Here is a 12,629-nt window from a genome sequence, read left to right as displayed (position 1 = left end):
CCGACGAGCCACGCTCCCCCGCGGCGGTCAAGCCGCGGCGGACACATCACATCAACGGCTGAGCAGGTCGGTGGCCCGCGTCCGCGCCCACCGGTCTGCCGCTAGGACGTCCTGTACGTCCAGCGAGTTCCCGTCGAAACGCCCGTCATATTCGGTGATAACGCTCTCCACCGTATCCACAATCCCGGGAAACGACACTCGGCCGGCGAGGAACGCGGCCACGGCAACTTCGTCAGCGGCGTTGAAGATGGCCGGGTGGACGCCACCGGCCGCCCCGACCTGCGCGGCCAGTCGGATCGCGGGGAACGTGTCCACATCGACCGGCTCGAAGGTCCAGGTCGCAGCGGTGCTCCAGTCGCACGACGGCGCCGCATCGGGGACCCGGTCGGGCCACGACAGTCCGAGGGAGATGGGCAGTCGCATGTCCGGCGGGCTGGCCTGGGCAATGGTCGAGCCGTCTGTGAATTCGACCATCGAGTGGACGATCGACTGCGGGTGGATCACGACGTCGAGGCGATCGAATCCGATGTCGAACAGCAGGTGCGCCTCGATCAACTCCAGGCCCTTGTTCACCAGCGTCGCCGAGTTGATGGTCACCAGTGGTCCCATGGACCAGGTGGGATGGGCCAGAGCCTGTTCAGGCGTCACATCGGCGAGATCTGCCCGGTTTCGCCCCCGGAAAGGTCCGCCGCTGGCGGTGAGGATGAGCCGCCGGACCTCCGCCTTGGAGCCCCCCCGCAGCGATTGGGCGAGTGCGGAGTGTTCGGAGTCCACCGGCACTATCTGGTCGGGCTGGGCCAGTCGGGTGACGACGGGCCCACCGATGATGAGGGACTCCTTGTTGGCCAGGGCGACTCGGTTCCCCGCCCGCAACGCCGCGAGGGTCGGCTCCAGACCCACTGCCCCCGCCATGCCGTTGAGCACGACATCGCAGTCCAGGGCGGCCAGTTCCGCCGCGGCCTGAGGTCCCTCCGCGATGCCGTCCACGGGAGACTCCACGACGTCGCCGGCATCCCCCTCGGCTCGCTCGCGGGCTCTCTCCCGGGTTGCCTCGCGGAGTAGTTCACGGACTCTCTCGCGGACGATCGCAGCACTACCCGGACGGGCGACAGCGACCCAGCGAGCACCCGTCGCGATGATCTGGCGTGCCAGGAGATCGGGGTCGGAACCACCGGCCGCGAGTCCCACGACCCGGAACAGACCCGGGTTGCGCGCAATGACGTCGAGCGCCTGAGTGCCGATGGACCCGGTCGAGCCGAGGATGACGACGTCGCGGGGGGTCATGAGCTGCCGCCCGCCGTAGCCGCCGCCAATTGACCGCAGGCGCCGTCGATCTCCCGTCCACGAGTGTCGCGGACCGTCACTGCGACACCCGCCGATCGGACGATCGACACGAACTGCTGTTCGACGTGGGGATCAGCAGCCGTCCACGGCGACCCGGGGGTCGGGTTCAGCGGGATCACATTGAGGTGTGTGAGGCGACCCGCCAGAACTTCGCCGAGGGCGGTTGCCCGCTCGGGCTGATCATTCACGTCTCGGATGAGGGCGTATTCGACGCTGTAGCGGCGACCTGTGGCGGAGGCGTACGCGTCGGCAGCCGCCATGACCTCGGCGACCGGCCACCGGTGGTTGATGGGGACGAGCTGATCCCGCAGTTCGTCGTCGGGGGCGTGCAGAGACAACGCGAGGGTGACTGGCAGACCTTCCTGCGCAAGTTGGTGCATGCGGGGCACTAGTCCCACCGTCGAGACGGTGACGTTGCGTGCCGACATCCCGAAACCGGCTGGCGTCGGATCGATGATGCTGTGCAGTGCCGTGAGGAGCGCACGGTAGTTCGCCAGCGGCTCTCCCATCCCCATGAACACTACGTTCGTCAGTCGGTCACGCGACCCACCCTGCCCACCCGGCCCGCCCGGTCCACGCGACCCACGCGCGCCCGGCGAACCGCCGAACCTTCCGGAGGCAGCCAGAACCCGCGCACTGCGTACTTGCTCGACGATCTCGGCAGCTGACAGATTTCGCGTCAGACCCTGCTGCCCGGTGGCGCAGAACGGGCAGCCGATCCCACAGCCCGCCTGCGAGGACACGCAGGCCGTGATGCGTTGTGGGTAGGCCATGACGACGCTCTCCACCAGTGCGCCGCCGGTGAGCCGCCAGACCGCCTTCACGGTGTCGCCGTGGTCGCAGGCCAGAGTCCGGACCTCCGTGAGCAACTCCGGGAACCACTCCTGCGCCACCCGCTCGGCCACATCTGACGAGAGGTCGGTCCATGCCTGCGGAGTGGCGCTGTCGCGACCGAAATAGTGCCGAGAGATCTGATCGGCCCGGAACTGCGGCAGCCCCGCCGCCACCACCGCGGTGCGCCGTTCGTCGGGATCGAGGTCCGCCCAGTGCCGGGGTGGGCGGACCACTGCGGCACGCCTGCCGGGCGCGGTGATTCCGGGAAGGTCGACGGAACTCATGACCCCAACAGCAGGGTGAACAGCCCCCATGACACGAAGGCATTCGGGATCAGCGAGTCGAGGCGGTCCATCAGTCCTCCATGGCCGGGCAGGATCGAACCCATGTCCTTGATCCCGAGATCGCGTTTCAGGGCACTCTCGATGAAGTCGCCCAACGTTGCTGTGATGGTGAGCACGACACCGGCCAGCGCTCCCTGCCACCACGATCCGCTGAGGACTGTGACGAACAGGCCGACGCCGATCGCAACCTGCACGACCAGTGACCCCGCGAATCCCTCCCAGGACTTCTTGGGGCTGATACCTGGTGCCATCGGATGTTTGCCGAACAGGACTCCGGCCGCATAACCACCGATGTCGCTCCCGATCGTCAGCGCGATGAAGGCGACGATCCGCCATGCTCCGTCGTCGGTCGCGAGGGTCAGCACCGCGAACCCGAGCATCAGCGGGACGTAGGCGGCCACGAGGATCGAGGCGCCGGCATCACGCACGTAATTGTCGACACCCTCGGTGAGTCGCCACACGAGAATCACGAGGACCAGGGCAGCAAAGACCGCCAGGTACGTTGTGGTCCCGTACAGATAGGCCACGATGCCGACCAGCGGCACGGCGGCGAGCAGCGGCCATCGAGTAACGCGAATACCGCGCGTCGCCAGGCCGTTGGCGAGTTCGGTGATCCCGATCCACAAACACACGACGGCCAGAACGATGAACAGCCACTTCTGCCAGACGAGGCTTCCGACGACGAGCGCAGCGAGGACCACCCCGGCCGTGATGGCAACGGGCAAATTGCGCCCGGCCTTGGACGCGGGAGTGTCAGGAGTCCCGGCCGCTGCGGGCGCGGAGTCCACCACGGTCAGACCTCGAGCAGTTCTGACTCTTTGTGCTTCAACATGTCGTCGATGTGGGAGATGTGCGAATGCGTGACCTCGTCTAGATGCTTCTCGGCACGTTTGACGTCGTCTTCACCGACGTCTCCGTCCTTGGCCATCTTGTCCAGCGTCTGATTCGCGTGACGCCGGATGTTGCGAACCGCCACCCGCGCCTCCTCCGCTTTGTGCTTGGCGTTCTTGATGTACTCCCGCCGACGCTCCTCGGTCAACTGCGGCATCACGACCCGGACAATGACTCCGTCCGACGCCGGATTGACCCCGAGGTCGGAGTCACGGATCGCGCGTTCGACGGAGTCGATGATGGACTTGTCGTACGGCGTGATGATCATCATCATCGCCTCGGGCGATGCGAACGAGGCGAGCTGCTGGATAGGTGTCGGGGTCCCGTAGTAGTCGACGGTGATCTTGGCGAACATGGCGGGGTTGGGTCGTCCGGTTCGGATGGCAGCGAACTCCTCGCGCGCGACCGCGACGGCCTTGTCCATCTTGTCTTCCGCTTCGAGAAGCGTGTCATCGATCACCGTGGGCTCCTTTGCCGCTCAGTTGATGAGCGTTCCGATCTTCTCACCCCGGACGGCCCGGGCGATGTTTCCCTCGTCGAGAAGGTTGAAGACGATGATCGGCAGGCTATTGTCCCGACACAGGCTGATGGCCGTCGCATCGGCGACCTTCAGGTCGCGGCGCAGCACCTCGTCGTAGGACAGCCGATCGAAGAGTTTGGCGTCGGGCTCGGTGCGGGGGTCCCGGTCGTATACGCCGTCGACCCCTTTCGCCATCAGCACGACCTGGGCCCCGATCTCGAGGGCGCGCTGAGCTGCAGTGGTGTCGGTGGAGAAGTACGGCGCGCCCAATCCGGCGCCGAATATCACCACACGGCCCTTGGCAAGATGCCTCGTCGCACGACGCGGGATGTACGGCTCGGCGACCTGACCCATCGCGATGGCTGTCTGGACCCGGGTTTCGACGCCCTCCTTCTCGCAGAAGTCCTGCAGCGCCAGGCAGTTCATGACAGTGCCGAGCATGCCCATGTAGTCGGCCCGTGCCCGATCCATTCCGTGCTCGGACAGTTGAGCTCCGCGGAAGTAGTTGCCACCCCCGATCACGACGGCGACCTCGGAACCGCTTCGTACGACGTCTGCGATCTGACGGGCGATGGAACGGACCACGTCGGGATCTACACCCAGGCCGCCACCGCCGGCGAACGCTTCGCCCGACAACTTGAGCAGCACCATGGGGAATCCCCCGGAGGGGGCCTCAGGCCATTTCTCCGCGGTGTCGTCGTCGGCTTCGGTCAACGGTCCAGCCGTCTGCGCCACTGGTCCGCACTCCTCTCCCGCTGCTCGGTGCCCCGCTGTCAGGTCCTGCTCGCCGAAATGCCCTCGCTGGCTCAGGCCCGATGGCTCAAGCCTGACCGACCTCGATCAGCGCGAACCCTGTCACGGTAGTGCCCGCCTCCTGCAGTGTCTGCGCGACCGTCTTCTTGTTCTCCTGCACGGAAGGCTGGTCCAGGAGCACGGTGTCCTTGAAGAAGCCGTTCAGCCGACCTTCGATGATCTTGGGCAGGGCCTGTTCGGGCTTGCCCTCCTCACGGGCGGTGGCCTCGGCGATGCGCCGCTCGTTGGCCACGACATCGTCGGGAACGTCCTCACGCGCCAGATACCTGGGCTTCATCGCTGCGATCTGCAGGGCCACAGCACGGGCCGCATCGCTGTCACCCTCGTAACCGAGCAAGACCCCCATGGCGGGGGGGAGGTCAGCGGAACGACTGTGCAGATACACCTCGAGCGTTCCATCGACCACGGCGAAGCGACCCAGTTCGATCTTCTCGCCGATGATTGCCGACAGGTCCGATACCGCATCGCCGGCGTTCTTGCCTGAGCCGAGAACCATCGTGGCGAACGCCGCATCGGAGTCGGGGCGCTGCGTGTCGACGGCTGCCGCCAGTTCCCCGGCCAGAGCGATGAAGTCCGCGTTCTTGGCCACGAAGTCGGTCTCGCAGCGCAGTTCCACCAGAGCATTGCCGCTCTGGGCGACGAGGCCGTTGCTGGCCTGTCGTTCCGCGCCACGCTTGGCGGCCTTCGCCGCGCCAGAGATCCGCAGCACCTCGACAGCCTTGTCAAGGTCGCCGTCGGCCTCTGTGAGGGCTCTCTTGCATTCCATCATTCCGGCGCCCGTGAGGTCACGCAGCCGCTTGACGTCCGCAGCAGTGATCGATGCCATGTCTTCCCTTGGATCCGTTCGTTCTCTCGGAGATCTGGTCTCGGTGGTTGGTCAGGACTGGGCGGCGTCAGCAGGCGCCGCGGCTGCCTCAGATCCCTCAGCGTCAGCTGGTGCCGCAGCATCCGGCGCGGCCGCTGGAGTCTCCGCTGTGGTCTCTGGGGTGTCGGTGGAAGTGTCGACCCCAACCGGCTCGCCCGGCTCTGCCGTCTGCGCCGACTCGGCGACGGTCTGCGCCGACTCGGGCGTCTCGGTGTGAGTCTGGTCCGTGATGGGCTCGGCGGTGGCTTCCGCCGCAGCCGCGTCGCCCGTCAGCACTTCCGCCTCCCATTCCGCCAACGGCTCGGCGTCGGTGGCGCCACCGGCGGCGCGTTCTGCGCGGGCCCGCAGCCCGTCGGCAGCCGCATCAGCGATGACCCGGGTCAACAGCGCGACGGCGCGGATCGCGTCGTCGTTACCGGGGACCGGGTAGTCCACCTCGTCGGGGTCGCAGTTGGTGTCGAGGATGGCGATCACCGGGATGCCCAGTTTGCGGGCCTCCTTGACGGCGATGTGCTCCTTCTTGGTGTCGACCACCCACACCGCGCTGGGGACCTTCTCCATGTTGCGGATGCCGCCGAGGGTGCGTTCGAGTTTGTCCTTCTCGCGGGACAGCGACAGCAGTTCCTTCTTCGTCAGGCTCGAGCCCGCGACGTCATCGAAGTCCATTTCCTCGAGTTCCTTGAGCCGCTCGAGGCGCTGGTGCACGGTGCTGAAGTTCGTGAGCATGCCGCCGAGCCAACGATTGTTGACGTAGGGCATGCCCACGCGAGTCGCTTGTTGAGCGATGGCCTCTTGGGCCTGCTTCTTGGTGCCGACGAACAAGATCGTCCCACCGTGGGCGACGGTCTGGCTGACGAACTCGTAGGCCCGGTCGATATAGGACAGAGAACTGGCCAGGTCGATGATGTAGATGCCATTGCGCTCAGTGAGGATGTAGCGCTTCATCTTGGGATTCCATCGGCGCGTCTGATGGCCGAAATGGACCCCGGATTCAAGCATTTGGCGCATGGTGACGACAGCCACGAGCGTTCCTTTCGGCGCCCCGAAGGACGCGGTCGGTTCCTGCGCCGGACCACTGTGGCCGACGCCCTGGCACCCCACCACCAAGGTTCCCTGAGGACCGATGCTCGGTGGTGACCCGTTCGGGTCGAGCGGGGCGCGCGAATTCCGGTCTACGACCGGTGCCGGAAGTGTATCGCGGGGTTCTGCCTCCTCACTAATCACTCGGGTGTGCTTCCGGGTCACTCGGGCGTGCCATCCGGGTCACTCGGGCGTGCCATCCGGGTCACTCGGGCGTGCCATCCGGGTCACAGCGGTCTCAGGACAACCGTGACCGACCCCGTCACAAGGCGAGGATCGACATAGCGATCGTCGATCCGCGCCCCCCAATGCAGACACGTCGACGCGCAGTGCGAGGTTCCCTCTGTCACCTTGCCGACGATGGCGCCGGCCGGAACCTCAGTGCCGACCGGCAGGGATGCTCGGGCAGGCTGAAAGGTGGAACGCACGACCCCGTGGGAGACGACGAGGACATCGACCCCACCGACTGTTCCGCTGAAGGTGATCGTGCCAGGCCGGGGACTTCGGATCGGCGTTCCGGCGGGGGCGGCCACGTCGAGGCCTCGATGCCCCGATAGCCAGTCGACGTCGGGTGGGTCGAACCCATTCACAATCGGTCCGGGAACCGGGAAGAACGGATCCGCCGCCGCCCGATTCACGGCGAGGATCCCGGCAGCGAGGCATACGACGACGGTCAGGATCGTCCAGCGCAGAAAGGCCATGGGGACACCGTGCTGTAGCTGCGGCGCTCGAGCGCCTGCGGATCCGCACCGGGGATGAGCCAGGCGCCGCCGGCCCTGGGGACGGTCAGGCCACCTCAGGGGAGAGCTGGGCACGCAACTGCATGACGGCCTTCGTGTGCAACTGGCACGCCCGCGATTCGGTGACGCCGAGAACCTGGCCGATCTCCGCGAGGGTCATTCCCTCGTAGTAGTACAAAGAGATGACGATCTTCTCCCGTTCGGGCAGGTCGGAGACAGCGTGCCCCAGGATGTCTTTCCTCTCTTCAACCTCCAGGAGTGCGACCGGGTCGTCTGCGCGGTCATCCGCGATCGTGTCACCCAGGCTGACGCGGTCCGATTTGTCGCCGCCGATAGTAAGGAGTTCGTCGAGGGCCGCGACGTGCACGTAGGACACCTGCCGGAATATCTGCCGCAGGGCCTTCACCGTGATCCCGAGCCGCTCAGCCACTTCCTCATCGGTCGGAGTGCGCCCCAGGTCGAGTTGCAGCGTGTGGTAGGCGCCCTCCACGTCTCGTGCCTTCTGGCGGACCGACCTGGGCACCCAGTCGTAACTGCGCAGTTCGTCGATGATGGCCCCGCGGATCCGACTGACGGCGTACGTCTCGAACTTGATCGCGCGATCCGGCTGGTACTTCTCGATAGCGTCGATCAGGCCGAACATCCCGTTGCTGACTAGGTCGGCCGGGTCGACGCTGGCGGGTAGACCCACCCCCACGCGGCCGGCGACGTATTTCACCAGGGGTGCGTAATGCAGGATCAGCCGTTCCCGGGTGGCCCGATCGCCATTGTCCTTGTACGACTTCCACAGATCCGCGAGATGCAACTCGTTGTCGTCTGTCCCGGGGTCGAGTCGCTCAGGCCCGGGGGTGCGCCTGCTCATAGGTCGTCCTCAGCCGTTCCACGGACACGTGCGTGTAGATCTGCGTTGTTGCGAGACTAGCGTGCCCGAGCAGTTCTTGTACGGTGCGCAGGTCGGCACCACCTTCCAGTAGATGAGTGGCGGCGGAGTGTCTCAGAGCGTGGGGACTCAGATCCGGCATGCCGGGGATGATGGCCAGAAGTCGGTGCAGCCGCTCGCGGACCCGACGTTGGTCGATGCGTCGCCCGCGCGGCCCGAGGAAGACGGCCGAGCCGGAGTTCGCGCCGACCCAACTCGGTCGTCCGACCTGCAGCCAGTGGTCCAGCGCTGTGGCGGCCGGGGACCCGAACGGGACTGTCCTTTGCTTGTTGCCTTTGCCCGTGACCCGAAGCGTGTGTCGGTTCCAGTCGATGTCATCGATGTCCAGTCCGCACAGTTCCGAGACGCGGATACCGGTCGCGTAGAGCAGTTCGAACATCGCTCGATCACAGGCAGTTGCCACTGGATCGTCGTCAGCCGTTTCCGCTGCCGCCATCAGATCGTCCGCCTGCTCCGTCGACAACACCCCGGGCAGGCGGGCAGGGGCAGCGGGCGCCTGCAACCGCAGTCCGGGGTCGACCTCCAGTACGCCGGCTTCAGTGGCCCAGGATGTGAAGACACGCACGGACGACACGCGCCGCTGCATCGACCTCACCGATGCTCCGCCTGCGCTCATCGCGGCCAACCAACTACGCAGCAGCCGGATGTCCAACTGCCCTAGCTCGACCCCGATCGACTCCGCATGATCGAGTAGTCCGGTGATATCGGAAACGTAAGCACGACAGGTTGCGGCGCTACGCCCCAGCTCCAGTTCGAGATGACGCGCGAACGCAACCAGCACGTCGCGATCGTGGTCTCTCACCTGCCCATAGTGCCCCGATTCGGGTCTCCGGCGCCTTGAATCGCCTTCCGAGCGAACCGTTTCGACGACCGCTTGTCTCGAGGTGGCGCACTGCCCGCTCATTCCCGCTGCGGCGGGCCATCAGCTCGCAACGCCTCCAGTACATCCGCGACGTCGCGCACCAGCTCCGCGCGACCGGTGCGAATCAAGGAATGGGTCCCCCGACTCATGGCAGACGTGCACGGACCGGGGACCGCCAACACCGGGCGGCCGAGCAACTCTGCCCACTGCACCGTGTTCAATGCCCCCGATCGGTGCCCCGCTTCCACCACGATGGTTGCGCGAGACAACGCTGCGATCAGTCGATTCCGGGCAAGGAACGAACCCTTCATCGGCTGGGAACCCGGCGACCGATCGGAGACCAGAGCGCCGGTGTCGGCGATTCGCTCCAACAGCCCGGCATGAGAGATCGGCACAGGAACGTCCACGCCACCGGCCATGACCGCAATCGTCGCGCCACCCGCGGCCAGCGCCCCGCGGTGCGCGGCCGAGTCGATCCCGAACGCCGCACCCGAGATAGTGACCCACCCCGCCTCAGCCAGGCTCGCCGCCAAGGTACCGGCCACGGTGACGCCGTAGGAGGTGGCAGTGCGAGCCCCGACGATCGCAACTGATCGCAGAGCCAGCAGTCTGAGGTCGCCGGTTCCGGTGACCCACAGGCGTTGGGGCGTCTCGTGCTCGAGATCATCCAGTTGTCGCGGCCATGACCGGCAGCCGGGTATCAGCGTGCTCATCGGATCAGTTCCGACGACTGGTTGCGCAACAGCAGCGCTTCGGCCAGCTCCTCAGGGCCCGGACGACTGCCGCCTGTCAGGTCGCTGATGCTCCATGCCACGCGGATCAGGCGATCACTCGAACGTCGGCTCCACCCCGCCTCGCGACTCAACCGGTCGAGGTCCGCTTGCCCGCGCGGGGTCAAAGACAGGGCGCCGTGTAGCAGACCGGTGGGTACTCGCGAGTTGAGGCTGTGCCCGTGTTGGGTGAGCCGCTCCTGCGCGCGGGCCCGGGCCGCGCTGACCCTGGCCCGCACTTCGTGACTGACCATCCCTGGGACGGTACCGAGCGGCGGGGCCAGTCGAATCCGAAGGTCGATCCGATCCAGTAGGGGCCCGGAGAGCCGGGCGCGGTAGCGGCGGCGTTCGACGGCCGTGCACTCGCAGTGCGCATCGTCACCGCACGGACAGGGATTCGCCGCCAGGACAAGTTGGAAAGAGGCCGGCAGCCGCTCACTCACCGCGGCCCGCGCGATACTCACGTAGCCGTCTTCAAGTGGCTGGCGCAGCACCTCCAGCGTGGCGCGGGCGAACTCGGGGGCCTCGTCGAGGAAGAGCACTCCGTGGTGAGCCAACGTGATCTGACCGGGGCGGGTCGCACCACCGACGGCCCCGCCCACCATCGCGATGTGGCTCGCTGTGTGGTGGGGCGCCTGGAACGGTGGGACGCGGCTGAGCGCATCGGTTCCCACCCCATCGATGGCGTCTCGAATTGCGGCGACCTGCAGCACCTGCGCGTCGGTGAGAGGCGGCAGAAGACCCGGGAGCCTCTGGGCCAACATGGTTTTGCCAACCCCCGGAGGCCCGCTCAGAAGTACATGGTGACCGCCTGCAGCTGCGACCTCCAAAGCACGGCAGGCCAGTGGTTGGCCGACGACATCCGACAGTTCGGGGAATCCCCCGTCGTCGATGACGTGAGGTCCGGAGGTGACCGGTGTCGGTGCCCGGTCGCCGCGGATGACGTCGATGGTCTCGCGCAGTGACGCCACGGGGACCACGCGTAATCCCGGAACCCGTGCGATCCGAGCGGCGGTGTCCGGGCCGGCGTACACGACCGCGCCCGTCCCGCGGGTGATGCCGAGAGCCATCGCGACCGCCCCGGGGATCGGTCGTACGGAGCCATCCAGTCCCAGCTCCCCCAGGAACACCGCTCCGTCGACCTTTCCCTGCTTGACTGCGCCGTTGCCCGCCAGCACCGCCACCGCGACAGCAAGATCCAGCCCCGATCCACGTTTGTGTTCGAAAGCCGGAGACAGCCCTACGGTGATCCGTCCGGTCGGCCACTCGAACCCGCTGTTGACGACCGCCGAGCGAACTCGATCGCGGGACTCGCTGATCGATGTATCCGGCAGCCCGACAATGGTCATCCCCGGGAGGCCGTTCGACAGGTGGACCTGAACCTCGATCACCTGTCCGCTCAGGCCAACGCAGACTGCTCCGTGTGAGCAGGCCAGGGCCATCACTCGACTCCACGTATGTGTGTGATCTCGTGCCGGCCGAGGTCATCGATCTGGATCCCGATGACATCGATCCGGACCCAAGAGGTCTTGGCCCCCCGATGCTGCAGCCACTGCCAGGCCAGTTTGCGCAACCGCCTGATCTTGCTGCGCGTGATGGATTCGGCGGGTGTGCCCGCTGTCGTGCCGTGTCGGGTGCGGACCTCACAGATGACGACCTGCCCGGAATCGAGCGCGACGACGTCGATCTCGCCGTCTCTGCACCGCCAGTTGCGGTCGAGGATCAGGAAGCCGAGATCACGAAGGTGGCGGCAGGCCAGATTTTCGCCGAGCCTGCCCAGTCGTTGCCGTGTTGAGGTCATGGGCCCAGGCTGGGGTGGGCCGGTGCGACACCGACTTGCGGCTCGTCAACTGGGGACGACGGTCTGCGAGGGTGGGCTGTGGAATTCGGACAGGTCGACTGACGCAGCGGAGGCCACCGTCCAGGACCTGCGATGCTGCTCGCACAGCCCCCACCGACGGATGGCTGCATTGTGGTCGGCAGTGCTGTAGCCCTTGTTGACGTCCCAGCCGTACCGGCGATCCCGGACTGCGAGTTCGCCCATCTCCGCGTCCCTGGTGACCTTGGCGATGACACTGGCCGCCGCCACTGTCGAACACGACCGATCGCCCTTGACCACCCGATGAACGATCGGAACGCTGACACGCGGCCAGGGGATCGCAGGTCCAAGGTCGAGTTCGGACTGCGCCGGAGCTGTCAGCCAGTCGTGTGAGCCGTCGAGGATGACCGCGCCGATGGAGCCTACTTGTTCCAGCGCACGCAACGCAGCGAGCCGGAGCGCGGTGATCAGCCCCCAGCGGTCGATCTCGTCGGGACCGGAGCTTCCGACCGCGTGCTCCAACGACCACCGGCGCAGGCGTGGGTCGAGCGACTGCCTTTGCGCGGGCGATAGAAGTTTCGAATCCCGCAGACCCTTCGGAGCGGTCCGGGTACGGCCGTCGATCACGACGACGCCGACGGCCACAGGACCGGCGATGGCACCGCGGCCCACTTCGTCGATTCCTGCGACGGTCGCGTGCCCCCGGCGCAAGAGGTCCCTCTCGAAGCGCAACGTCGGCCGCATCGGGTCAGGCTATCGCTCCGGTGGGAGCCAACCGGGTGAGGGTGGCGCAGGAATCCGGGTTCA

General features: G+C 66.6%; 14 protein-coding genes. All 14 read right to left on the bottom strand.

The features are described 5' to 3' along the window. Nucleotides 1-51 precede the first annotated feature (51 nt). The gene (gene dxr / locus V9E98_03495) at nt 52-1,284 is read right to left on the bottom strand and encodes a 1-deoxy-D-xylulose-5-phosphate reductoisomerase (protein MEI2716053.1); all 1,233 of its coding nucleotides are present in this window, start codon (nt 1,282-1,284) and stop codon (nt 52-54) included. Continuing rightward, on the bottom strand, nt 1,281-2,462 hold the full coding sequence (gene rlmN, locus V9E98_03490) for a 23S rRNA (adenine(2503)-C(2))-methyltransferase RlmN (GenBank protein ID MEI2716052.1): 1,182 nt from the start codon (nt 2,460-2,462) through the stop codon (nt 1,281-1,283). Before rlmN ends, dxr begins: the two co-directional genes overlap by 4 nt. Continuing rightward, nucleotides 2,459-3,313: a phosphatidate cytidylyltransferase gene (locus tag V9E98_03485; GenBank protein MEI2716051.1), complete on the bottom strand. Its 855-nt coding sequence runs from the start codon at nt 3,311-3,313 to the stop codon at nt 2,459-2,461. The genes rlmN and V9E98_03485 overlap by 4 nt, the downstream gene beginning before the upstream one ends. A gap of 2 nt (nt 3,314-3,315) precedes the next feature. Further along, complete coding sequence (gene frr, locus V9E98_03480; GenBank protein ID MEI2716050.1) at nt 3,316-3,873, bottom strand: ribosome recycling factor; 558 nt, start codon at nt 3,871-3,873, stop codon at nt 3,316-3,318. Between the two features lie 18 nt (nt 3,874-3,891). After that, nucleotides 3,892-4,668 (bottom strand): UMP kinase, encoded by a 777-nt coding sequence (pyrH, locus tag V9E98_03475; GenBank protein ID MEI2716049.1) that lies wholly within the window; start codon nt 4,666-4,668, stop codon nt 3,892-3,894. Nucleotides 4,669-4,753: 85 nt separating this feature from the next. Continuing rightward, complete coding sequence (gene tsf / locus V9E98_03470; GenBank protein ID MEI2716048.1) at nt 4,754-5,572, bottom strand: translation elongation factor Ts; 819 nt, start codon at nt 5,570-5,572, stop codon at nt 4,754-4,756. Between the two features lie 51 nt (nt 5,573-5,623). After that, on the bottom strand, nt 5,624-6,634 hold the full coding sequence (rpsB, locus tag V9E98_03465; protein MEI2716047.1) for a 30S ribosomal protein S2: 1,011 nt from the start codon (nt 6,632-6,634) through the stop codon (nt 5,624-5,626). Between the two features lie 284 nt (nt 6,635-6,918). Next, the gene (locus V9E98_03460; GenBank protein ID MEI2716046.1) at nt 6,919-7,392 is read right to left on the bottom strand and encodes a M23 family metallopeptidase; all 474 of its coding nucleotides are present in this window, start codon (nt 7,390-7,392) and stop codon (nt 6,919-6,921) included. A gap of 85 nt (nt 7,393-7,477) precedes the next feature. Beyond that, nucleotides 7,478-8,293 (bottom strand): RNA polymerase sigma factor WhiG, encoded by an 816-nt coding sequence (whiG, locus tag V9E98_03455; protein ID MEI2716045.1) that lies wholly within the window; start codon nt 8,291-8,293, stop codon nt 7,478-7,480. Continuing rightward, nucleotides 8,268-9,173, bottom strand: coding sequence for a tyrosine recombinase XerC (locus V9E98_03450; GenBank protein ID MEI2716044.1), 906 nt, complete (start codon nt 9,171-9,173; stop codon nt 8,268-8,270). The genes whiG and V9E98_03450 overlap by 26 nt, the downstream gene beginning before the upstream one ends. A gap of 98 nt (nt 9,174-9,271) precedes the next feature. Then, nucleotides 9,272-9,946, bottom strand: coding sequence for a DNA-processing protein DprA (dprA, locus tag V9E98_03445; protein MEI2716043.1), 675 nt, complete (start codon nt 9,944-9,946; stop codon nt 9,272-9,274). Further along, nucleotides 9,943-11,445 (bottom strand): YifB family Mg chelatase-like AAA ATPase, encoded by a 1,503-nt coding sequence (locus V9E98_03440; GenBank protein MEI2716042.1) that lies wholly within the window; start codon nt 11,443-11,445, stop codon nt 9,943-9,945. The genes dprA and V9E98_03440 overlap by 4 nt, the downstream gene beginning before the upstream one ends. Then, nucleotides 11,445-11,804: a YraN family protein gene (locus tag V9E98_03435; GenBank protein ID MEI2716041.1), complete on the bottom strand. Its 360-nt coding sequence runs from the start codon at nt 11,802-11,804 to the stop codon at nt 11,445-11,447. The genes V9E98_03440 and V9E98_03435 overlap by 1 nt, the downstream gene beginning before the upstream one ends. 45 nt (nt 11,805-11,849) lie before the next feature. Next, nucleotides 11,850-12,566 carry a ribonuclease HII gene (locus V9E98_03430; protein ID MEI2716040.1) on the bottom strand — a complete coding sequence of 239 codons (717 nt, stop codon included), beginning with the start codon at nt 12,564-12,566 and terminating at the stop codon, nt 11,850-11,852. Nucleotides 12,567-12,629: the final 63 nt, after the last annotated feature.

The sequence above is a fragment of the Candidatus Nanopelagicales bacterium genome (genome assembly GCA_037045355.1).
GTDB lineage: Bacteria > Actinomycetota > Actinomycetes > S36-B12.
This window is presented reverse-complemented; position numbering and strand designations above follow the sequence as displayed.